The sequence below is a fragment of the Janthinobacterium sp. FW305-129 genome (genome assembly GCF_020858115.1).
Lineage (GTDB): Bacteria > Pseudomonadota > Gammaproteobacteria > Burkholderiales > Burkholderiaceae_D > Janthinobacterium.
In genome coordinates this window covers 46,859-69,480 of the sequence record NZ_JACYMM010000017.1, presented here as the reverse complement: position 1 = coordinate 69,480, position 22,622 = coordinate 46,859, and the positions used below count along the sequence as shown (strand labels likewise).

Sequence of the window (22,622 nt, the reverse complement as noted above, 5' to 3'; positions counted from 1 at the left end):
GGAGGGCGCGCCATGCCACGCAAAGCCGATGCCACATTGCCGCAGATGGAGCTGGAACAGCAGCGCGACGCCACGCCCGGCTTCGAGCCGAAAGGCAGTTTCGGCTTCATCCGCTATCTGGAGCACGGTTTTCCGAATGCGCTGGTGCGCTGGCATTACCACGACGAATACGAGCTGCATCTGATCGTGGCGACGAGCGGCAAGGTCTTTGTCGGCGACCATATCGGCCAGTTCGCGCCCGGCCACCTGGTGCTGACGGGCCCCCGCGTGCCGCATAACTGGGTCTCGCTCGACACGCCGCCCGAAGGCGTGGCCCTGCGCGACATGGTGATCCAGTTTTCGCATGCGCCGCTGGCGTCGATGGCGGCCGCCATTCCCGAATTGAAGGATATTTTCCCGCTGCTGCAGCGCGCCCTGCACGGCGTGGAATTCTTTGGCGTGAGCGAACAGTCGCTGCGGCGCTTCCGGCGCATCCGCGACAGCAGCGGCCTGCCGCGCTTCATTGAATTTCTCACCTTGCTGGGCGAGCTGGCGCAGACCAGCGATTACCAGCTGCTGTCGACGGTGCCCATGCAATCGAGCGACGATGACGTGGCCCTGGCGCGCATCAGCTCCGCCATCAACTTCATCGTGCACAATTACAGCAGCCAGTTCTCGCTGAAACAGCTGGCCGAGCAGGTGGACATGCCCGAGCGGACGTTTTCGCGCTTCTTTCGCCACGCCACGGGCAACAGCTTCACGGACTTCGTCAACCGCCTGCGCATCAACAAGGCGTGCCAGCTGCTGATGGAAACGGAGCGCTACGTCAGCAACATCTGCTACGAGGCCGGTTTTAACAATGTGGCCAATTTCAACCGGCGCTTCCTGGAATTGAAGGGTATGACGCCGAAGGAATTCCGCCAGCAGGCCCTGGGCCGTTTTGGCAGCTGAGGTTTTTTGAGGTACATTCGATGGCACGGGCGGGGACAGCCTGGGAGAGACAAGCATGGAACACCTGTGGCAGAAGGACGGCGAGCGCAAGGCGCCCGAGCTGGAACGCGAAAGCTACGACGGCATCATCAATTACCTGGAACACGGCTATCCCAGCTCGCGCGTGCGCTGGCACTGCCACGAAGAATATGAGCTGCACCTGATCGTCGCCACCAGCGGACGCCTGTTCGTGGGCGACTACATCGGCGAATTCTCGCCCGGCCACCTGGTGCTGACGGGGCCGCGATTGCCGCACAACTGGATTTCCAACGTCATGCCGGAAGGGGGCGTGGCCTTGCGCGACATGATCGTGCAGTTCGCCCACGCGCCGCTGGCGGGCGCCGCGCGCGTCATCCCCGAATTGCGCGAGCTGCTGCCCCTGCTCGAACGCTCCAGCTATGGCGTGGAGTTTTTCGACATGGGCCACGAGGCCGAGCAGCACCTGGCGCGCATCCGCGCCACGCATGGCGCCGAGCGCTTCGCCGCATTCGTGCAATTGATGAGCAAGCTGGCGCGCACGGCCAATTACCGTTTGCTGTCGAGCGCCTCGCTGCGTTCCTACGACGATGACGCCACCCTGGCCAAGGTCAATGCCGTCCTCAATTACATCACCGAGAATTACCGCGAGCCGATTTCGGCGGAAATGCTGGCCGATCAGGTGGGCATGTCGCTGAGTAAATTCTCGCGTTTCTTCCGCAAGGCGACGGGCAACAGTTTTACTGATTTCATCAGCCGGCTGCGCATCAACAAGGCGTGCCAGCTGCTGATGGACACCGACCAATACGTGTCCAACGTCTGCTACGACGTGGGTTTCCAGAACGTGGCCAATTTTAACCGCCGCTTTTTACAGGTAAAAGGCGTCACGCCGAAGCAATTCCGGCGCCAGGCCGATGGCCGCTTCGGCGGCATCGGCGGCCCTGTTGCGGATGCGCCACTGGCGTGACGGCTGTCATGGGCTTGTCACTTTGCCCGGTTACTCTCCACGGCTTCAATCTCACCTTAGCCGAGGAATGCATGAACACTGCTGTAACGTCGACCCCGAAACTGACCCTGCTGGCCATTGCCGCCGGCCTGGCCCTGGCCGCCTGCGGCGGCAGCGATAATCCGCCAGCGGAGCCTTCCAAGCCCGTGGCGCAGACGGGCGTGTTCCTCGACGGCGCGGTGGAAGGACTCGATTACGTGGCCGGCAGCGCGGCCAAGGCCAGCACCAATGCCAAGGGCGAATTCATGTGCAACCCGGGCGACACCGTGGCCTTCAGCGTGGGCGGCCTGGCCCTGGGTTCGGCGCCGTGCGGCGCCATCGTCACGCCGCTGGCGCTGGCCGCCAGCACGAATGTGGCCGACGACAAGGTCGTCAACCGCCTGCTGGCGCTGCAATTGCTCGACGACGACAGCGATCCGTCGAACGGCATCAGGCTGACGGCCGAAGTGAAGGCGGCGCTGGCGGGCAAGACCCTGGACTTTGCCGCCGCCCCGGCCGTCTTCAACACGGCCCTGGCCGCGCATCTGGCATCTGTAGGCGGAAAATTCGCCGGCCGCACGGTCGACGCGGAACGCCGCGCCCTCGTGCGCGAGCATTTCGAAGACACGCTGGCCTCGAAAGCGGGCGCGCCCGTCAACGAGGCGCTGACGCAAGCCAATCCTGTCGGCGAAGTGAAGGTGACCGTGACGCGCTACCAGATCCAGGCGGACAGCAAGTTCTACGTGCCGTACGAAGGCGCCAACGCCAAGATCAAGGGCGAATTCCCGAACGGTTTCCTGCCTTCCTACGGTTCCGGCCTGGCCTACAAGGGCAAGAACGCGGCCGGCGACCTGGAATTCTATGGCTTGACGGATCGCGGCCCGAACGGCGACGGCCCGCTGGTGCCCGATCCATCGGGCAAGGGCACCATCGGCAGCAAGATCTTCCCGTCACCGAGCTTTACGCCTTCGTTTGGCGTGATCACCGTGGGCAAGAACGGCGCCGTGCTGGCATCGAGCACGCCGATCAAGGTGTCGGCCACGGTGAACAGCTCGGGCTTGCCCGTGCCCGTGGGCGCGGTGGGCAATTCGGCCGAGATTCCCGTCATGGATGCGATGAAGTTCGATGCCGCTGGCAAGGCCGTCTTCAATGCGGGCGGCCTCGATTCGGAAGCCATCGTCGTCGATGCCAAGCGCAATGCGCTGTGGGTGTCCGACGAATACGGTCCCTTCATCGTCAGGATTGACGCCGCCACGGGCATCATCCAGGCGAAATACGAGCCGGGCAAGGGCTTGCCGGCGCTGTTCGCCAAGCGCCGCGCAAACCGCGGCATGGAAGGCATGACCCTCGATGCGAGCAACGACAAGCTGTACGCCTTCCTGCAAAGCCCCTTGAGCGATGGCACGGCCATGTATTCGGTGACGAAGAAGGCGGAGCAGGTGGAGCGCTTCGCCCGCTTCACGCGCTGGATCGAATTCGACCCGGCGACGGGCACCAGCGGCAAGATGTATGCGTATCCGCTCAATGCCGCCGACTACCAGGATGGCCGCACGGGCAACGCCAAGCTGGGCGACATGGTGGCGCTGGGCGGCGGCAAGTTCCTCGTCATCGAGCAGGGCGCCGCGCCATCGGGCAAGGTATTCAACAAGCTGATGCTGGTCGAACTGAAAGGCGCCACCGACATCGCGGCCGCCGCCTTCAACGCGACGACCTCGGACCTGGAAAAGAGCAGCATGGGCGGCGCCCCCTTCAATGGCGCCGACTGGGCCGCCGTCACGCCGCTGAAGAAAACCCTGCTGCTGGACTTGAACGCCATCGGCTGGGCGGCGGAAAAGGCCGAAGGCCTGACCCTGATCGACGACTCCACCATCGCGCTGGCCAACGACAACGACTTCGGCCTGAAAACCAAGATCTTCGACGCGAATGGCGTGGAAGTCGATGGCGCCGACGTGACCAAGTGCACGGTCGATGCGAACGGCACCATCGTCACGAGCAGCGCGGCCGGCTGCAATGCCGCCAACACCATCCGCGTGGCGCGCGGCGACGACCGCGAGCGTCCAAGCCGCCTGTGGATCGTGAAGTTTGCCAAGGCGCTCACTGCGTATTGATCGCGTATTGATATTGCGCAGTTGATGGATGAAAAAAAGCCGCACAGTGCAAACTGTGCGGCTTTTTACTTTGGTACAGACTTACTTTTTAGTGTAAGTATTGAGCCAATCGAGCACCGTGTGATGCCACAGCAGCGAGTTCGCCGGCTTCAGCACCCAGTGGTTCTCGTCCGGGAAGACCAGCAGCTTGCTCGGGATGCCGCGGCGCTGCAGCGCCGTGAAGGTGCCCAGGCCTTGCGCCGTGGGGATGCGGAAGTCCAGGTCGCCCTGCACCACCAGCATCGGCGTCTTCCAGTTTTTCACGAAGTTGACGGGATTGAACTGCTCGTGCTTGGCCGGGGCGTCGTAGTAGGTGCCGCCGTTTTCCCACTCGGTGAACCACAGTTCTTCCGTCGCGTAAGCCATGCCGCGGTTGTCGAACACGCCGTCGTGGTTGACCAGGCACTTGAAGCCGTCCGGCCAGTTACCGGCGATCCAGTTCATCATGTAGCCGCCGTAGGACGCGCCCAGCGCGCAGCTGCGCTCGCGGTCCAGCCACGGGAATTTTTTGGCGGCCGCTTCCAGGCCCTTTTGCAGGTCGGCCAGCGGCTTGCCGCCCCAGTCGCCGCTGATGGCGTCCGTGAACTTCTGGCCATAGCCGGTGGAACCGTGGAAATCGATGAAGACGGTGGCATAGCCGGCGCCCGCATACACTTGCGGATTCCAGCGGTAGCTCCAGCTGTTGCCGAAGCTGCCCTGCGGGCCGCCGTGCACCAAGAAGGCGACCGGATACTTTTCGCCAGCCTTGGCATTCCATGGCTTCATGACGTGGCCGTAGACGGTTTCGCCATCCGCGCCCGCGAACGAGAATTGTTCATATTCGCCAAAGCGTACGTTGGCCAGTGCGGCCGCATTCTGCCTGGTCAGCTGGACCATCGGCGCCGTTTCCGGCTTCGCGTCGAGCTTGCGCGTGTACAGCTGCGCGCCCGAAGCCAGGTTCGCCTGCGCCAGCACGATGGTATTGCCGCGCACGTCGAAGTCGCCCACGGCGCCCTTGCCCGTCAGCGCGTTGACCTTGCCGCTGGCCGCGTCGATGTGGAACAGACGGTGCTGGCCCACGTCATCGGCGGCGACGAGGAAGGCCTTGCCGTCCGGCGTCCAGCGGAAGTCGGCCACGGAACGGTCCCAGTCGTCGGCCAGGGTGCGCTTCTTGCCCGTGGCAACGTCCATCAGCACCAAATGAAAACGGTCCGCTTCGAAGCCCGGCTTGGTCATGGCGACATAGGCCAGGGTGCGGCCATCGGGCGAGTAGGTGGCTTTCGCATCCCAGGCGGGATTGTCGGCCGTGAGATTGCGCGGCGCCTGGCCGCCGGCGGCAGGAATCGTGTAGACATCGAAGTTGGTCGACCACGATTCCGTGCGGCCGGCCACGCGCACGGAGAAGGCCACCGTCTTGCCGTCCGGGCTGAAGTGGTACTCGCTGTTGTCGCCGAACGGCTTCGATGGCGCGTCGCCATCGAGGGTGCCGCTCAGGCTGACGGGCGCGGCGCTGACCTTGCCGGCCGCGTCGATCGGCGCCGAATACAGCGCATTGCGGCGGCCGTCGGCCCAGGTATCCCAGTGGCGCACGAACATCTGGTCGTAGACCATGCCGCTGGCCTTGTTTTTCGCTTTTTCATCAAGGCGTTTTTTCGTGCAGGCGATATCCGCGCAATCGAGGAAGACGCCCATGCTGAAGGCCAGGCGGTCGCCCTGCGGCGACAAGCGGTAGGTGTCGACGTCCAGCGCCAGGTCGGTGACCTTGGCCGCTTCGCCGCCGTTCAGGGGCAGCTGCCACACTTGCGAGGAGCCGGAGCGGCCGGACAGGAAGTAGATGGCGTCGCCGTTCGGCGACCATTGCGGGTCGCTGGCGCTGGCGTCGCCGCGCGTGAGCTGGCGCGGCGCCGCGTTCGGCGCGCGCAGGTCGATCAGCCACAGCTGCGTGTTGCCGCGGTTTTTCTCCAGGTTGGTGCTGCGCACCGTGTAGACGACACGCGTGGCGTCCGGCGACAGCACGGGGCTGCCCACACGTTCCATGGCGACCATGTCTTCCACGGTGAAGCCGCGCGGCGCGGCCGGCGCCGGTTCCGCGGCAACGGCGGTGGTGGCCATGGCGGCACTGAATGCTCCCAAGAGCAGCAGACGTAAACTCATTCAAACTCCCAATGTTATTGCGACGTTGTTGATGTGATATGAACGTGGCCGGCTGTACCGCCGGCAGCCCGACATCATAGCAATAAAGACGCGCCCGCTGCGGGAGTTGACCGCCGGTTAGCCGGCCGGCAGCGCCAGTTGGTCGAGCGCCACGTGGCCCAGGAAACCGCCCTGGCTGGCGGCCGGCAAGCCCGCCTCGATGGCGTGGGCAAAGCGGATGCCGGGATCCTGTTCCAGCGCCGCCAGCACGCGCGCCGCGTGCGGATAGTCGCTTAGCCGCGCCAGCTGCAGCGGTTCGGCCCAGCGCGCCGTGGCGGCCAGGTAGGCGTCGGCAATCGTCGGCGCGGCATCGGAGGCGAGCCAGGCGCGGCCATCGAGCAGGCGTTCCAGATGCGCCAGGCTTTTGTTCACCTTCTCGATGGCCATTTCGCGCCAGACGGCCGCGCGCGCATCGCCTTCTGCCGCGCGCGACGCCTGGAAGGCGGGCATGAAGGCGGCGTGAAAGGTCGTGTGCAGAAACGACAGCGCGCTGTTCAGGTGATCGTAGGCGGGCGTGCCCTGCGCAAAACCCAGGCCGCTGGCCGGCGCGCGGGCGGCGAGGTGCAGCAGGATGGCCATGCTTTCCAGCAGCGGCGTGCCCGCGTGCGTGAGCAGGGCCGGCGTCTGGCCCAGGGGATTGATGGCGAGAAAGGCCGGATGCTGCTTGCTGGCCGGGTCGCGCGCCTCGACGCGGGCCAGGCGATACGGCAGGCCGCTCCATTCGAGGGCGGCGATGGCGGCAAACGAGCAGCCGAACGGCACGCTGTAGATCAGGGTGGTTTCCATGCTGGAACTCCTTGTGAACTGAGGGAAGGGCAGTCTAGCGGCATAAGTTACTATTTGGAAGAAGGCAGAATAATGTGGTATAGGTATATTTTTTATACCAGATAGGGCATGCACATGAAAGACAATGTCTCCGGCTGCGCCGTGGAAGAAGCGATGCGTCTGCTGGGCGGGCGCTGGAGGGTGGTGCTGCTCAGCTATCTGATGGCGGGGCCGAAGCGCTTCAGCGAAATCCGCCGCGCCGTGCCGAATATCTCGCAGCGCATGCTGACCCTGGACTTGCGCGCGCTGGAAGAGGCGGGCTTGCTCACGCGCACGGTCTACGCGGAAGTGCCCGTCAAGGTCGAGTACCAACTGACGGACGAGGGCCTGCGCCTGCGCGAGCTGGTCGAGATGCTGCGCGCCATCGGCCTGCGCCTGCGCGGGCAGGCGGACGGGGGCGGCGCCTTTCTCGCGCCCGATGGCGTGGATCATTCCCTATAGAAACAGCTGTCTTTATGCAAAGTGCTAGACTGCCGGCCTTTGATCACTACTTTTGACACCCATGCGCCTGACTACTTTCGCCCTGACCGCCGCCGCCCTGTTCGCCACTGTGCCAGCCCAGGCGGCCACCATGCCGACACTCGAAGAAATCCATGCCGCCGTGCAGGCGGGCGTGGCCAAGATGCAGTCGCGCATGCCCATCGCCGTGCGCGTCACCCGACTGCTGGGCTGCCAGGATGCGCAGGACGTGCCGGGCGAGGTGGTGTGCCTGGTGAACATGAGCGCCGGCATGCGCGAGGCCTTTACGGTACTGCCGCTGCGTAACGATGGCGGCACCTGGGTCGGCGTCGAGCGCAAGGACGCCAGGTTCGCGGGACCGTCGCCGGCCGAGGCGCAAGCGATGCTACGCGCGTGGGCCAAGGAAGAAGTGGCGCGCAATCCGGAAGCGGCCAAGGACGTGCAGATGCAGGAAGCGCAGACCACCATGCAGGTGACGGCCATCAACGAATGCGAAGTCAAGCGCAAGACGGGCTACCTGGTGTGCGATACGCAACTGAGCTTGCCAAGCCGTCCCGAAGGCATCAAGACTGAATTTACCTTCATGCTGGAAAGCGCCGGCTGGCGCTACGTGCCGCGCTAGGCGCCAGGCGGCGCACCCGCGGCCGCCTCACGCATTCCTCCCCAGGCATAGCCGCCCGCCTGGCCGGCGCGGCCGGCAGGCACTCATCTTTCCCCAGGGCGCCAGCACCTCTCCGCCACGCCCGAGCCGTTCCGGCATGGCGCACTCTCTTTCCTGCACATCATGCCCGTATGGCTACCCATGAGGTCGCTTGCAGCGGCCTGCCGCATCTCCCATCGATGCATAAAATTCTGCCAAGTCGACATGGTTTAATTGTCATATTTATTGATTTATCACTGTTAATCAATGAAAGTGATAGAATTGGTGATTTTTGTGGCTATTGTTGCGATATTGCCATACAAATTAATTTATTTGGTTTATTTGTTTATTTTTGGCGTATGATATTGCTAATGCGCAAGTAAATATCGCGATCTGAATGCCTGGAGAACCGCCGTGCTGAAAAAAATAACGAGTAGCGAACTGGAGTTGGGAATGTATGTCGAACGCCTGGGCCGTTCCTGGCTCGATACCCCTTTCTGGACGCGTTCTTTCCTGCTGGAGTCGGCGGCAGACCTTGAGCGTATCCGCAAGGCACGCCCCTGCGAGGTGTGGATCGACACGACGCGCGGGCTGGCGCTGGCGGAACCCGCACCGGCATACGCATCCTCCTCTGCTGTGGAGCCGCCAGCCGCCGATGCCGTGCCCGCAGCAGTGCCCGCAGCAGTGCCCGCAGCAGTGCCCGCAGCCGCGCCTGCTGCCGCATTCACCAGCCCTACCGGCGCACGCGCCGAAGCCGGGCCGCCGCGCTCGCGCGACGAGGAGATGGCGCACGCCCGGCGCCTGATCGAACGCTCGCGCCAGGCCGTGCAGACGATGTTCGACGAAGTGCGCATGGGCAAGGCCTTGTCTGCGGCGCAGGCTTACGAACTGGTCGATGATATCGCCGCCTCGGTACTGCGCGGCGGCAACGTGCTGCTCGGCCTGGCGCGCCTGAAAACCGCCGACAACTACACGTATATGCATTCGGTGGCCGTGTGCGCGCTGATGACGGCGCTGGCCAAAGAGCTGGGCCTGGCGCCGGAGCAGGTGCGCTCGGCCGGTCTGGCGGGTTTGCTGCACGATATCGGCAAGATGGCCGTGCCGTCGGCCATCCTGAACAAGCCGGGCAGCCTGAGCGACGCGGAATTTTCCTCCGTGCGCGCCCATCCGGCCGCCGGCCACCGCATGTTGCAGGAGGTGGGCGAGATCGATCCGGTGGCGCTCGACGTGTGCCTGCACCACCATGAAAAACTCGACGGCAGCGGCTATCCCGAGGGCTTGCGTGGCGAGCAAATCAGCCTGTTTGCGCGCATGGGCGCCATCTGCGACGTGTACGACGCGATCACCTCGAACCGGCCGTACAAGCAGGGCTGGTGCCCGGCCGATTCGCTGCGCCGCATGGCCTCCTGGCGCGGCGCGCATCTCGACGCACAACTGTTTGCCGCCTTCGTCAAATGCCTGGGCATCTATCCGCTGGGCACCCTGGTGCGGCTGCAGTCGGAACGCCTGGCCGTGGTGGTGGGCCAGACACCGGGCAAGCCGCTGACGCAGCCCAGCGTGCGCGTGTTTTTTTCCATCCGCGCCGGCACCTGCATCGCCCCGACGGTCATCGACCTGGCGGCGCCGGGTTGCCAGGAGCGCATTGTTTCCACGGAAAGCGCAGCCCAATGGCGCTTGCAGGACATCGACCGTTACTGGGCCGGCGAACCTGCCGTGGCGTGACGGCTGGCACGGCCGTAATAAAGTGCATTTTGTTAATAATAAAATATTAAAATAATGGTGCCAGTGCCGTGTCCGCTTTCCTGGCTGGCGACCGTTCCTTGTCCGCATACCCGTCACCGTACGGGCTACCACTAAGGATGTGACCATGCGACTCAATCTTCCCGTCAGCGATACCGAAATCACACTGAGCGATACCGAGACCATTGTCTCGACTACCGACTTGCAAGGCAATATCACCTATGCCAATCCGTATTTCATCGCCGTCAGCGGGTACAGCGCGGAAGAATTGATCGGCGCGCCGCAGAACATCCTCCGCCATCCGGACATGCCGGCCGAAGCGTTTGCCGATTTCTGGGCCACCATCCGCTCGGGGCGCTCGTGGAGCGGCATGGTGAAAAACCGCTGCAAGAGCGGCGATTATTACTGGGTGCTGGCGAACGTGACGCCCGTGGTGGAAGACGGCGTGGCCGTCGGCTACATGTCCGTGCGCACCAAGCCCACGCGCCAGCAAGTGGCGCAGGCGTCCGCCCTGTACGCGCGCATCAAGGCGGGCCAGGCCGACGGCATCGCCCTGAGCCAGGGCGCCGCCGTGCGCACGGGCTGGCTGGCCAGGCTGCTCAGCGTGCGCGACATGGCCATCGGCCGGCGCATTGCCTGGAACCTGGGGGCGCTGGTCGTGCTCTTGCTGCTGCAGCTGGCCTGGGATGCAGGCTTGTTGCCGGATGCGCTACACGGCTGGCTGACGGGCCTGTCCGTGGCGGCCCTGTGCCTGACCCTGTATTTCTGGCATGCCCTGCACAAGGTGGTGCTGCAGCCGCTGCAGCGGGCGCGCCAGGCGTGCGACGTGATGGCGGGCGGCGACCTGACGGGCGAGCTCGACACGACGCGGCGCGACGAAATGGGGCAGTTGCTGCGTTCCTTGCGCCAGCTGCGCGTGAACCTGCATTCCATCGTTGGCGACGTGCGCGGCAACTTCCTGCGCATCAGCATGGCCAGCCAGGAAATCGCCGCCGGCAATATGGACTTGTCGGGCCGCACGGAAGCGCAGGCCTCGGCCCTGGAGCAGACGGCGTCGAGCATGGAGCAGCTGGCCGCCACGGTGCAGCAAAACAGCGGCAATGCCGTGCAAGCGAGCGACATGGCGGGCAAAGTCCACGGCCTGGCCGGGCGCGGCGGCGAGATCGTCGGCCAGATGGTGACGATGATGGCGGACATTAACGCTTCATCGAAGAAGATTGGCGACATTACGGGCATTATCGAGGGCATCGCCTTCCAGACGAATATCCTGGCCCTGAACGCGGCCGTGGAAGCGGCGCGCGCCGGCGACCAGGGGCGCGGTTTCGCCGTGGTGGCGGGCGAAGTGCGCAGCCTGGCGCACCGCAGTGCGGCGGCGGCCACGGAAATCAAGCAATTGATCACGGCCTCGCTGGAACAGGTACAGGCGGGCGCGAAGCTGGCGCAGCAGGCGGGCGCCAGCAGCGCCGAAATGCTGGGCGCCGTGCAGGGCGTGCATGGCATCATGGAAGAGATCGCCTCGGCCTCGCGCGAGCAAAGCCACGGCATCGGGCAAGTCAACATGGCCGTCACGCAGATGGATGAAGTGACGCAGCAGAACGCGGCATTGGTGGAAGAGTCGGCGGCCGCATCCGCGTCGCTGCAAGACCAGGCCTTGCAGCTGGAGCAAGCCATGGCCCTGTTCAAGCTGGAACGGCGGCGCGGCGGCCCGGCCGTGCCCTTGCGCGCGCCAGAGCGCCGCGCTACAGCAGGCGCTCTGACAGCGCCTTGAACGGCACCTTGGGCACGAGGAAGGCGAACGGAGCGGACAAGGGCGGCAACTGTGCCAGCAAGCCGCAGTCGGCGCGCAAGGCCGTCAGCGCTTGTACTTGATCCAGATCAACGGGCAAGTCGATTTCGCCGAAGACCAGCTTGTCATTGCGCGGCACGTGCGCGATGGCCGCATCCTGGCAAGCGAGGAAGGCGACGGCGTCGCGCCAGCTGCCGAACAGTTGCTGCCAATCCGTATCGAGGCCATGCTCCGCCGTGATGTCCGCTTGCACGTCCAGTGCCGGGGCGCTGCCGGCGCCGCTGGCGATGCTGCAGCGCGCTTGCGTGGCCGTGACGTCCAGCGTCATGCCGGCCGCCAGGTGCGTCGGCAGGATATCGCTGAACAGCCGCGTGCCCAGCGCATGCGGCAGGCTGTCCATGATGTTTTTCAGAAAGTACACGCAGGGTACGTCCGGCGCGCCCGCTGGCGTGTGGTCCAGGTACAGCCGCCAGTTGCTTTGCAGGGGAGACGGCAGCAGGCGGCGCAAGGGCCCCAGCAGGGCGGGACCGAAATGGCCGTGGCGGTAGGTCAGCACGGTAAATGGCGTCTTGCCATCGCGCTGCCACAGGGCAACGCCCGGCGGCAATAATGTCTGCGCCGCAGCGGCATCGACCAGCCAGCTCACGTACACGACGTCGCGCACGTCGCTGTGCAGTTTCAGGAAGGGCAGGCGCGCCATGACGGCCTGGCGCAGATGGGCGAAATGCGTGCAGTTGGCGAGCGCGGCAAACAGGCGCCCCGGCCAGCCCGCGCGCGGGTGACGGTAAGTGTTGTCTTGCAATTGGGAACTTTCAGATACGGTGATGCAGGCGGACGGCGCCGCCTGCCGGAGACGCTACGTCTTATTGCATGTGCCAGCCGTGGCTTACTACTATAGATTGTCCGCTCAGGGCGTTCGACGGGAAGGCGGCCAGGAACACGGCCGTTTGCGCCACGTCCTGCGTGGTGGTGAATTCGCCGTCGATCGTGTCTTTCAGCATGACTTTCTTGATCACGTCTTCTTCGCTGATGTTCAGCTGGGCCGCCTGCTCGGGGATTTGCTTGTCGACCAGCGGCGTGCGCACGAAGCCGGGGCAGATGACGTTGGCGCGGATGCCATCCTTGGCGCCTTCCTTGGCCACCACCTTGGCCAGGCCCAGCAGACCATGCTTGGCGGCAACGTAGGCGCTCTTGAACGGCGAGCCTTCGTGCGAGTGCACGGAACCCATGTAGATGATGGCGCCGCCGCGGCCCGCCTTGATCATTTCGCGCATGCAGGCGCGCGTGGTGAGGAAGGCGCCGTCCATGTGAATGGCCAGCATCTTTTTCCACTGGTCGAACGGGTAGTCGACGACGGGGCTGATGATCTGGATGCCCGCGTTGCTGATCAGAATGTCGATGCCGCCGAAGTGGGCCGCCGCGTCCGCCACGCCCTTGTCGACCTGCTCTTCGCTGGAGACATCCATGGCGACGGCAAACGCCTGGCCGCCCGATTGCTTGATTTCCTCGGCCGTCTTGCTGGCCGCTTCCAGGGCCAGGTCGGCGATGACGACCCTGGCGCCCTGTTTTGCGTATTCGATGGCCATTTCCTTGCCGATACCACTGGCGGCGCCGGTAATCAGTGCGACTTTGTCTTTGAGTTGCATATTAATCCTTTGCATTGCGGGTTGGAGTGATCGTGGGAAGTCAGACTTTGCCAGTATAGCCAGAAAACGCGTCAGGCATGGCCCGCGCACGCCTGTAAACCGGCTTGCTTTTCCTGTAATTGCTGCAGGCGCCAGGCGCCGGGATTGGTGCCGGCCCAGACGCGGAACGCGTGGTTGAAGGCGCTTTGCTCCTGGTAGCCGAGCAGGAAGGCGATGTCGACCAGCGACAGGTCCGGCTCGCGCAGATAGTCGCGCGCCAGGCCATAGCGGGCCTGGTCCAGCACGGCCTGGAAGCTGGTGCCCGCGTCGGCCAGCTTGCGCTGCAGGGTGCGCGGCGTGACGGCCAGTGCGGCGGCAACGGTGGCCAGCCGCGCCGAACCCTGGCGCAAGCCCGCCACGATGGCCGCGTGCACTTGCGCGTCGATGCCGCCGCCCGCGTCCGCTTCGGCCTGGCGCTGTGCCAGCAACTGTTCCGCATGCTGGCACAGCACGGGGTACAGGCTGACGTCGGCGTTCGGCACGGGCCAGTCCAGTAATTGCGCGTCGAAGGTGGCCGTGTTGGCGGGGGCGTTGAAGGCGGGCAGGCTGCCCAGCACGCGCACGTACTCGTCGCGGTGCGCCGCGTGGCGCAGCAAGTCGCCGCCGCCATCGTGGGTGAAGGCCAGGCTGGCCGGCGGCAGCGGCATGCCCGCCAGCCAGTCGCCGCAGACGCGGATGCCGGCAAAGACGCTGTCGACCAGGTGCCGGCTGGCGCCCGGGTAGTTGCTGGCCCAGCGGTAATGCGCGACGGCGCCGTCGCGCTGCAGGGTCGAGCGGCCCAGGTCGTGCGCCAGCCGCTCGTAGCGGGCCGTCTGTTCCAGCGCCTGGCCCACGTTCTGGCAACTGAGCAAAATCAAGCCATACGCGCTGTACGTGCCCATGCGCACGCGCTGGCCCACGTGCAAACCGAAATGCGCATCGCCCGCCAGGCTGGCGCCCGCATCGAGCAGGCGCACGTAGTCGCGCGCGGCCAGGCCGGGCGCTGTCGCTTCCAGGCTGTGCGGCGCCACGCCGGCCGCTTGCGCCAGGGCGGCGGCTGCGATGCCGTGCGCGCCGGCCGCTTCCAGCAGCGGCTGCAGGTATGCGCCAGCGACCCGGCCGTCAGTATTTGTCATGATGGAACAAGGCGATTGTCATGAAAAACCAATACCCTTCGTTTGTGGCGGCATATGCTATTGATCTGGCAAGAAAATCAGACAAGGACAGTATAGCAAGCCGCCGTGGCGTGCAACTGGCCACAACACAGGGGATGTCGATGCAACGTTGGAATGGCTGGGGAGACGAGAGCATCACGTATGCGCTGAGTGACGAGGCGCTGGCTTTCCTGGGCGAGCGCCTGGGGCCCGGCAGCGCCATTCCGGATGCCGCCTTCGAGGATGCCTGCGCGCAGGTGCCTGCTTCGCGCCTGGCGCCGCATCCGCTGATCGATACTACGCCAGCTGTGCGCGTGCGCCATGCGCTGGGTCAAAGCCTGCCCGACTGGTTCAAGCTGCGCCATGGCCGCATCGGCGCGGTGCCCGATGGCGTGGCCTTTCCCGACAGCGCGCTGCAGGTGCGCCAGCTGCTCGACTACGCGCGCCAGGCGTGCGTGGCCGTGATACCGCATGGCGGCGGCACCAGCGTGGCGGGCCACCTGACGGTGGCGGCGGGGCCGCGTCCCGTGCTGTCGCTCAGTCTCGTGCGCCTGTGCGCGCTGGGCCACCTGGACCGCGAGGCGCAGTTGGCCACGTTCGGCGCGGGCGTGTATGGCCCCGACCTGGAAGCGCAGCTGCGCGCGCACGGCTACACGCTGGGACACTATCCGCAGTCGTTCGAATATTCCACTTTGGGCGGCTGGATCGCCACGCGCTCGTCGGGCCAGCAATCCTTGCGCTATGGCCGCATCGAGCAGCTGTTCGCCGGCGGCGTGGTGGAAACGCCGTCCGGCACCCTGACGATTCCCACCTTTCCCGCCTCGGCGGCCGGCATCGACCTGCGCGAAATGGTGCTCGGCTCCGAAGGGCGGCTGGGCATCCTGACGCAGGCGACGGTGCGCGTCTCGCCGCTGCCGCCATACGAAGCGTTCCACGCCGTGTTTTTCGCCGACTGGGGCCAGGCGCAAGCGGCCGTGCGGGCGTTGGCCCAGTCGCGCCTGCCCCTGTGCATGCTGCGCCTGTCGAACGCGGTCGAAACGCAAACCATGCTGACCCTGGCCGGGCATAAAAAACTGGTGGGATTGCTGGAGCGTTATCTGTCCCTGCGCGGCTGCGCGGAAGGCAAGTGCATGCTGATGCTGGGCGTCAGCGGCGAAGCCGGACCGGCGCGCGCGGCCCTGCGCGGCGCCCTGGCGCTGGCGCGGCGGCATAGGGGCGTGCACGTGGGACGCCACATGGGAGATAAATGGAAGCAGGGGCGCTTTCGCAACGTCTACCTGCGCAACGGCGCCTGGGAGCACGGCTATGTCATCGACACGGTGGAAACGGCCGTCGACTGGCCGCGCGTGACGCCCATGATGGCGGCGCTGGAGCAGGCGGGCACCAAAGCGCTGGCCGCGCACGGCGAGCGGGTGCACGTCTACACGCATTTGTCGCACGTGTACGCGCAGGGCGCCAGTGTCTACACCACGTATGTGTACCGGCTGGCGCCCACGTATGAAGACAATTTGGCGCGCTGGCGCAGTTTGAAAGACGCGGCCGGCGCCGCCATCGTCGCCAACGGCGGCACCATCAGCCACCAGCATGGCGTGGGCACGGACCACGCGCCCTGGCTGATGGTGGAAAAGGGAGAGCTGGGCATCGCCGCCATGCGCGCGCTGCTGCGCCAGTTCGACCCGCAGGGCATGATGAATCCCGGCAAACTGCTGCCCGACGCCGGCGGCCCGTCATGAACAGGGAAGAGCTGCCCGGCATCCTGGCGCGCGACTGGGATGTGCTGATCGTCGGCGGCGGCATCACGGGCGCCGGCATCCTGCTGGAAGCGGCGCGGCGCGGCTTGACGGCGCTGCTGGTGGAGCAGCGCGATTTCGCCTGGGGCACGTCGAGCCGCTCCTCGAAGCTGGTGCATGGCGGCTTGCGCTACCTCAAGCAGGGCCAGTTCGCGCTGACGCGCGAATCGGTGCACGAGCGGGTAGCCTTGCTGGCGGATGCGGCGGGGCTGGTCGAGCCGCAGGGCTTTGCCTTTGGCGACTACGCGGGCAGGAAGCCGGGCCGGCGCCAGTTCATGCTGGGCCTGGCCATCTATGACGTGATGGCGGGCCGGCGCGCGCGCCGCTATCTGGCCGCGGACGATTTTGCCATGCTGGCGCCGCACGTCCGGCGCGACGGCCTGCAGGGCGGCATGCTGTACCAGGACGCCAAGACAGACGATGCGCGCCTGGTGCTGCGCGTGCTGCAGGAAGCGCGCCGCCATGGCGGCGTGGCCGTCAACTACCTGGGCGTGGCATCGCTGCTGCGAGACGATGGCAAGGTCGCGGGCGCCACCTTGAACGATGCGCTCGATGGCACGGCATTCACCGTGCGCGCGCGCCTGGTGATCAGCGCCACGGGCGCCTGGGCCGACGGCTTGCGCGGCCAGGTGGGAAAACAGCCAAAATTGCGGCCCTTGCGCGGCAGCCATCTGCTGCTGCCGGCCTGGCGCTTGCCGCTGGCGCAAGCCGTTAGCCTGATGCACCCGCACGATGGCCGCCCCGTGTTCGCGTATCCGTGGGAGGGCGTGACCCTGGTGGGCACCACCGATGTCGACCACGGCGCCAGCCTGGACCTGGAACCGGCCATCACGCGCGGCGAACTCGAATATCTGATGACGGCGCTGCGCTGGCAGTTCCCGCAGCTGGCGCTGGGCGAAGACGACGTGCTGGCCACCTTTGCCGGCGTGCGCCCCGTGATCGACAGCGGTCAGCTTGACCCGTCGAAGGAAGCGCGCGAACATGCGCTATGGCTGGAAAATGGCTTGCTGACGGTGGCGGGCGGCAAGCTGACGACGTTCCGCGTGATCGCCCTCGACGCCTTGCGCCGCGCCGCGCCGCTGCTGCCGGGCTGGCAGGCGGATTTGCGCCCCTTGCCGATTTTCGATGCCACGCCGCCCCTGTCGGGCAAGGCCTTGCTGCTCGACGGCGAACAGCGCGAGCGTCTGCTGGGCCGTCATGGTGCGGCCGCGCAGGCGCTGTGCGATGCGGCGCACGAGGGCGAACTGGCGCCGGTGCCCGGCACGCAGACTTTATGGGCGCAGCTGCGCTGGGGCGCGCGCAACGAGGACGTGCAGCACCTGGACGACCTGCTGCTGCGGCGCACGCGCCTCGGTTTGCAGCTGGCCGGCGGCGCGCTTGCTATCATGCCGCGCCTGCGCGCCATCTGCCAGCATGAACTGGGGTGGAGCGATGCGCGCTGGGAGGAAGAACAGCAGCACTACCTGGCCCTGTGGCGCCGCCATTACAGCGTGCCGCAGGGCGATTAAAAAAACATAAAAAATAAACAAGAGGAGAGCATCATCGACACTACCCTGTTTGGCCAGTCCCTGGCGCTGGGCGACGCCCGCATCACCTACGACAGCCTGTCGCCGCTGGACTTGCGCCAGCCCGTGGCCGCCCTTGTTGACGACCTGGGAGAAGACCTGCTGCAAATCACCTGCGCGAATGGTTGCATCGTCGACGTGGGCTGGTATCCGGCCTGGAACGAAGTGGGGAAATTACGCGTGGTGGCCGTGCGCGGCCAGGATTGGGAAGCGCCCGTGTTCAGCGCCCGGCCTGACAAGAATCCGCAGGCGCTGCTGCAGGCGCTGCGCGCCGCGCTGGCCAGCGTGGCATAAGCCATGGCGACCGTAGCGGGCGATGGCCCGTATATCCTCGCCATCGACAATGGCACGCAAAGCGTGCGCGCGCTGTTGTTCGACCGGGACGGCAAGCTGGCGGCCAAGGCGCAAGTGTTCCTCGAAGCGTATTACTCGGAGTACCCCGGCTGGGCCGAGCACGACGCCGACGGTTACTGGCAAGCCGTGTGCGAAGCGTGCCAGCAGCTGTGGCGCGGCACCGTCATTGAAAAATCGTCGGTCGTCGGCGTGGCCGTCACCACGCAGCGCGGCACGGTGGTCAACGTGGATGAACATGGCGCCCCTCTGCGCCCCGCCATCACCTGGCTGGACCAGCGCAGCACGCGCGACATTCCCCACCTGGCGCCATGGTGGCGCGCCGTCTTCCGCGCCACGCGCCTCGATGGCACGATCGCGTATTTCCGCCGCGAGGCCGAGATCAACTGGATCAGCGCGCACCAGCCCGACATCTGGCGCCGCACGCACAAATTCCTGCTGCTGTCGGGCTTTTTGAATCACCGCCTCTGCGGAAAATATATCGATTCGACCGGCTCGCAAGTGGCGTACATTCCGTTCGACTACAAGCGCCATGCCTGGGCCGGGCGCTTCGACTGGAAGTGGCAGGCGCTGGCGATTCAACGCTCCATGCTGCCCGAGCTGGTGACGCCGGGCACGCGCATGGGCGCCATCACGGCGTCGGCCGCCGCGGCGACGGGCATCCCGGAGGGCACGCCCCTGCTGGCGGCGGCGGCCGACAAGGCCTGCGAGGTGCTGGGCGCCGGCTGCGTCGAGCCGCACGTGGCGTGCCTGAGCTACGGCACCACGGCCACCATCAACACGACCAGCCGCAAGTACGTGGAAGTGACGCGTTTCATTCCGCCGTACCCGGCCGCCATGCCGGGCGCCTACAGCACGGAAGTGCAGATTTTCCGCGGCTACTGGATGGTCAACTGGTTCAAGGAGCAGTTCGGCGACCGGGAACGGGCGGCGGCCGCCGAAGATGGCGCGGGTTTGTCCGCCGAAGCGCTGTTCGACCGCCTGGTCGATGCCGTGCCGCCTGGCTCCATGGGCCTGATGCTGCAGCCGTACTGGAGTCCCGGCATCAAGGTGCCTGGGCCGGAAGCGAAGGGCGCCATGATCGGCTTTGGCGACGTGCACACGCGCGCGCACATCTACCGCGCCATCCTCGAGGGCCTCGCGTATGCGCTGCGCGAAGGCAAGGAGCGCATCGAGCAGCGCAGCGGCATTGCCATCACGGAGCTGCGCATCGCGGGCGGCGGTTCGCAAAGCGACGCTGCCATGCAGCTGACGGCCGACATCTTTGGCTTGCCGGCCGCGCGCGCCCACGTGTATGAAAGTTCGGGCCTGGGCGCGGCCATCGCCGCTAGCGTGGGCCTGGGCTGGCATGCGGACTTTCCCGCCGCCGTGCAAGCGATGACGCGCAGGGGAAAGGTGTTCCAGCCGCATCCCGGGCACAGCAAGGTCTATGAACAACTGTACCGGCGCGTGTACCAGAAAATGTATGCGCGGCTGCAGCCGCTGTACCGCGAAATCGCCGACATTACCGGCTATCCTGAAAAGTGACTGGCTAGCGCAGGACGAGCGCCTTCACCGTTTCCCAGGCCGTGCTGCCCGACTGCGTGACGCGCACCTGGTTGCGCCCCCCTTCCTTGGCCACGTACAGGGCGCGGTCGGCGGCGACGAACAGCACCTTGCGGTCGTCCAGCTGGTGCGGGTGGATGGTCGCCACGCCGATGCTGACGGTGATCCACTGCGAGGTGCTTGACCGCGGATGCGGCAGTTGCAGTGCCTCGATGTGCGCGCGGATGGCTTCGGCCAGGTGCAGGGCGCCTTCGGCATCCGTGTCGGCGAACAGCAGGACGAATTCCTCGCCGCCGTAGCGGGCCGCCAGGTCGCCCGGGCGGGCGGCATGCGAGGCGATGGCTTGCGCCACCTGCTGCAGGCAGCTGTCGCCGGCCGGGTGGCCCAGGCTGTCGTTGTACAGCTTGAAGTGGTCGACGTCGAGCACCACCAGCGACAGGGCGCCGCCGCCGCGCACGGCGCGCTGCCATTCCTTTTCCAGGAAACTGTCGAAATGCCGGCGGTTGGCAATTTTTGTCAGCGGGTCGAGATAGGCGGCGCGCTGCAGCGCGTCTTCCGACTGCTTGTGGTGCGTGATGTCGTGCAGCAGGCCGATATACAGGGGCTGGCGCAGGTACATGGGCGTCAGGGTCAGATCCATGCTCAGCGTCTCGCCGTTGCGGTGGCGGATCGCCACTTCGCGCGTGCCGTGATTGTGCGCCTTCTCCGGATTGGCCGCGTACATGGCGAAGTAGTCGAGGTATTCCTGCGTCACCAGGGGGCTGAGCAGCTCGCCGATGAAGCGCCCGGCCAGTTCGTTTTCGCGGTAGCCCAGGTACTGGTCGCAGGCCGGGTTGGTGTACTGGATGCGGCCATCGGCCTCGATGATCAGCAAGCCCTCGGCCATGTTGTTGACGATGGTGCGCAGGCGTTCGGCCTGTTCCTGCTGGGTTTCATTGTTGCTGCGGATTTGCAGCTGGGCGCGCACGCGCGCGCACACTTCGGCCATGCGCAGCGGCTTGGCGATGTAATCGACGGCGCCGCAGTCGAAGCCGGCCACCACGTCGTCCGTCTCCGTCCTGGCGCTCATGAAGATGACGGGGATGCCCTGCGTCAGCGGGTGCTGCTTGAGGCGGCGGCACGTTTCGATGCCGTCCATGTCCGGCATCATCACGTCGAGCAGGATCAGGTCGGGATGGGCGCGCTGGGCGATGGCCAGCGCCCGTTCGCCGGACGTGGCGACATAGGTCTGATAGCCCTGTTCGCTCATCAGCTTGCGCAGCAGCTCAAGGTTGGCCGGCGCATCGTCGACAATCAAAATGGCGGCGTCGTGCCGCTGGGGATACCCTGCACTGCCTGGACTCATTGCTTCCGGCCTTCTCGATGTACTCTGCGATGCCAGCGTTTGCCGCACTGTCGGCGCTGTTGACCGGGTTCAAATCGGCTGCGGCGCTCAAATCATACCGCCTCGCCAATTTTTTGGGTAGAAAATCGATGCTGCGAGAGGTGGTAAACTATTATTTTTATGATATTTTTAAAAATAGATGCACGCAGTTGCTGTCGCGAAGGCGGTTTTTAGGCGGAAAAGATGCGTGCCCCTTGGCGCCAGGGGCAGCAGCGACACGCCCCGCAAGAGCGGGGCGCGAAGGGGAAATTACATTTTTGCGGCGATCAGCTTGCCCAGGATGGCGATGCCCTCGCGGATGCGTTCCGGCGGCACCGTCACGAACGACAGGCGCAGGGTATGCGTGTCCGGCGTGTTCGCGTAGAACGGCGCGCCCGGCACGAAGGCCACTTTATTGGCGATGGCTTCATCGAGCAGCTTCATCGCATCGATGTGTTTCGGCAGGGTGACCCAGATGAACATGCCGCCTTCAGGCTTCGTCCAGGTGACGCCGGCCGGGAAGTGCTCTTCCAGCGCGGACAGCATGGCCTGGCACTGGTTGCCGTACAGGCTGCGGATGCTGGGGATATGGCGCTCCAGGAAGCCATCCTTGATCACCTCATGCACGACCATCTGCGTCAGCTGCGAGGTGTGCAGGTCGGCCGCCTGCTTGGCCAGTTCCAGGCGGCGCACCAGCGGCATCGGCGCCACCACGTAGCCGAGGCGGATGCCGGGCGTGAGCACTTTAGAGAACGAGCCCATGTAGATGACGCCGTCCGGATTCATGTTGATCATCTTCGGATACGGCTCGCCGCTGTAGCTCAGGGCGCCGTACGGATCATCCTCGATCAGCGGCAGGCCGTGGCGGGCGCAGGTTTCCACCAGTTCCACGCGGCGCGCCACGGACAGGCTGCGGCCCGTCGGGTTCTGGAAGTTCGGCAGCGCGTACAACAGGCGCGCGCCATCGGCGACGGGGTCGATCGACGACGGCACCAGGCCTTCGTCATCGGTATCGACGGAAACGAATTCGGGACGGTAGACGGAAAACGCCTGCAGGGCGCCCAGGTAGCTGGGGGTTTCCACCAGCACGCGGCTTCCTTCGTCGATCAGCACCTTGCCCAGCAAGTCCAGCGCCTGCTGCGAGCCGGACGTCATCAGCACTTGTTCCGGCATGATGGTGCTGCCATTGCTGGAGAGCGAGTCGGCGATCCACTGGCGCAGCGGCAGGTAGCCGTCGGTGGGGCCGTATTGCAGGGCCACCTTGCCATTGTTCGACAAGACCTTGTCGAAGGCGGTCTTCATTTCTTCCACGGGGAAGGTGGCGGGCGAGGGCAGGCCGCCGGCAAACGAGATGATCTCGGGACGCTGCGTGATCTTCAGGATTTCGCGGATGAACGAGCTTTGCAGCTGTTCCGCGCGTTCGGCAAAGCGCCATTGGATCGGATTCGGATTTTCAATTTTCATACGAGTCTCACAGAAGATGCCGAGCTG

The 22,622-nt window shown here is 65.5% G+C and carries 18 protein-coding genes; 11 read left to right on the top strand and 7 right to left on the bottom strand.

Features of this window, described 5'->3' with window-relative positions:
* Window positions 1-12: 12 nt before the first annotated feature.
* From IGS61_RS26185 to IGS61_RS26175, 3 genes are all read left to right on the top strand, one after another.
* Window positions 13-930 carry a helix-turn-helix domain-containing protein gene (locus tag IGS61_RS26185; protein ID WP_230542257.1) on the top strand — a complete coding sequence of 306 codons (918 nt, stop codon included), beginning with the start codon at window positions 13-15 and terminating at the stop codon, window positions 928-930.
* Between the two features lie 55 nt (window positions 931-985).
* Window positions 986-1,912: a helix-turn-helix domain-containing protein gene (locus IGS61_RS26180; protein WP_230542256.1), complete on the top strand. Its 927-nt coding sequence runs from the start codon at window positions 986-988 to the stop codon at window positions 1,910-1,912.
* A 71-nt stretch (window positions 1,913-1,983) separates the two neighbouring features.
* On the top strand, window positions 1,984-4,038 hold the full coding sequence (locus IGS61_RS26175; protein WP_230542255.1) for an esterase-like activity of phytase family protein: 2,055 nt from the start codon (window positions 1,984-1,986) through the stop codon (window positions 4,036-4,038).
* Window positions 4,039-4,119: 81 nt separating this feature from the next.
* On the opposite strand, the gene IGS61_RS26170 is transcribed toward IGS61_RS26175, so the two are convergent.
* Together IGS61_RS26170 and IGS61_RS26165 are read right to left on the bottom strand one after the other, a co-directional pair.
* Window positions 4,120-6,210, bottom strand: a complete 2,091-nt coding sequence (locus IGS61_RS26170; protein WP_230542254.1) for a S9 family peptidase — start codon at window positions 6,208-6,210, stop codon at window positions 4,120-4,122.
* 117 nt (window positions 6,211-6,327) lie between these two features.
* A complete protein-coding gene (locus IGS61_RS26165; RefSeq protein ID WP_230542253.1) occupies window positions 6,328-7,035 on the bottom strand; it encodes a glutathione S-transferase family protein in 708 nt (235 codons plus the stop codon).
* 114 nt (window positions 7,036-7,149) lie between these two features.
* On the opposite strand from IGS61_RS26165, the gene IGS61_RS26160 reads away from it, so the two are divergent.
* The 4 genes from IGS61_RS26160 to IGS61_RS26145 all read left to right on the top strand — a co-directional run bounded on the left by IGS61_RS26160 (window position 7,150) and on the right by IGS61_RS26145 (window position 11,681).
* Complete coding sequence (locus tag IGS61_RS26160) at window positions 7,150-7,515, top strand: winged helix-turn-helix transcriptional regulator (protein ID WP_230542252.1); 366 nt, start codon at window positions 7,150-7,152, stop codon at window positions 7,513-7,515.
* A 61-nt stretch (window positions 7,516-7,576) separates the two neighbouring features.
* Entirely contained in the window at window positions 7,577-8,155 is a 579-nt protein-coding gene (locus IGS61_RS26155; protein WP_230542251.1) for a hypothetical protein, read from the top strand.
* A 432-nt stretch (window positions 8,156-8,587) separates the two neighbouring features.
* Window positions 8,588-9,895: an HD-GYP domain-containing protein gene (locus IGS61_RS26150; RefSeq protein ID WP_230542250.1), complete on the top strand. Its 1,308-nt coding sequence runs from the start codon at window positions 8,588-8,590 to the stop codon at window positions 9,893-9,895.
* Between the two features lie 145 nt (window positions 9,896-10,040).
* Window positions 10,041-11,681, top strand: coding sequence for a methyl-accepting chemotaxis protein (locus tag IGS61_RS26145; RefSeq protein ID WP_230542249.1), 1,641 nt, complete (start codon window positions 10,041-10,043; stop codon window positions 11,679-11,681).
* Here the strand turns inward: IGS61_RS26145 and IGS61_RS26140 are convergent.
* The 3 genes from IGS61_RS26140 to IGS61_RS26130 all read right to left on the bottom strand — a co-directional run bounded on the left by IGS61_RS26140 (window position 11,653) and on the right by IGS61_RS26130 (window position 14,499).
* A complete protein-coding gene (locus IGS61_RS26140; protein WP_230542248.1) occupies window positions 11,653-12,501 on the bottom strand; it encodes a DUF2071 domain-containing protein in 849 nt (282 codons plus the stop codon). The two genes, IGS61_RS26145 and IGS61_RS26140, sit on opposite strands and share 29 nt — an antisense overlap.
* A 61-nt stretch (window positions 12,502-12,562) precedes the next feature.
* A complete protein-coding gene (locus tag IGS61_RS26135) occupies window positions 12,563-13,345 on the bottom strand; it encodes a 3-hydroxybutyrate dehydrogenase (RefSeq protein WP_230542247.1) in 783 nt (260 codons plus the stop codon).
* A 71-nt stretch (window positions 13,346-13,416) separates the two neighbouring features.
* Window positions 13,417-14,499 carry an AraC family transcriptional regulator gene (locus tag IGS61_RS26130; RefSeq protein ID WP_230542246.1) on the bottom strand — a complete coding sequence of 361 codons (1,083 nt, stop codon included), beginning with the start codon at window positions 14,497-14,499 and terminating at the stop codon, window positions 13,417-13,419.
* 140 nt (window positions 14,500-14,639) lie between these two features.
* Between IGS61_RS26130 and IGS61_RS26125 the strand changes: the two genes are divergently transcribed.
* The 4 genes from IGS61_RS26125 to IGS61_RS26110 all read left to right on the top strand — a co-directional run bounded on the left by IGS61_RS26125 (window position 14,640) and on the right by IGS61_RS26110 (window position 19,750).
* Window positions 14,640-16,250 carry an FAD-binding oxidoreductase gene (locus IGS61_RS26125; protein WP_230542245.1) on the top strand — a complete coding sequence of 537 codons (1,611 nt, stop codon included), beginning with the start codon at window positions 14,640-14,642 and terminating at the stop codon, window positions 16,248-16,250.
* Entirely contained in the window at window positions 16,247-17,815 is a 1,569-nt protein-coding gene (locus IGS61_RS26120; RefSeq protein ID WP_230542244.1) for a glycerol-3-phosphate dehydrogenase/oxidase, read from the top strand. The genes IGS61_RS26125 and IGS61_RS26120 overlap by 4 nt, the downstream gene beginning before the upstream one ends.
* Window positions 17,816-17,938: 123 nt before the next feature.
* Window positions 17,939-18,166, top strand: coding sequence for a hypothetical protein (locus tag IGS61_RS26115; protein ID WP_230542243.1), 228 nt, complete (start codon window positions 17,939-17,941; stop codon window positions 18,164-18,166).
* A gap of 3 nt (window positions 18,167-18,169) precedes the next feature.
* Window positions 18,170-19,750 carry an FGGY-family carbohydrate kinase gene (locus IGS61_RS26110; protein WP_230542242.1) on the top strand — a complete coding sequence of 527 codons (1,581 nt, stop codon included), beginning with the start codon at window positions 18,170-18,172 and terminating at the stop codon, window positions 19,748-19,750.
* Window positions 19,751-19,754: 4 nt separating this feature from the next.
* On the opposite strand, the gene IGS61_RS26105 is transcribed toward IGS61_RS26110, so the two are convergent.
* Together IGS61_RS26105 and IGS61_RS26100 are read right to left on the bottom strand one after the other, a co-directional pair.
* Complete coding sequence (locus IGS61_RS26105) at window positions 19,755-21,113, bottom strand: diguanylate cyclase domain-containing protein (RefSeq protein ID WP_230542241.1); 1,359 nt, start codon at window positions 21,111-21,113, stop codon at window positions 19,755-19,757.
* A 288-nt stretch (window positions 21,114-21,401) separates the two neighbouring features.
* A complete protein-coding gene (locus IGS61_RS26100) occupies window positions 21,402-22,595 on the bottom strand; it encodes an aminotransferase-like domain-containing protein (protein ID WP_230542240.1) in 1,194 nt (397 codons plus the stop codon).
* Window positions 22,596-22,622 lie beyond the last annotated feature (27 nt).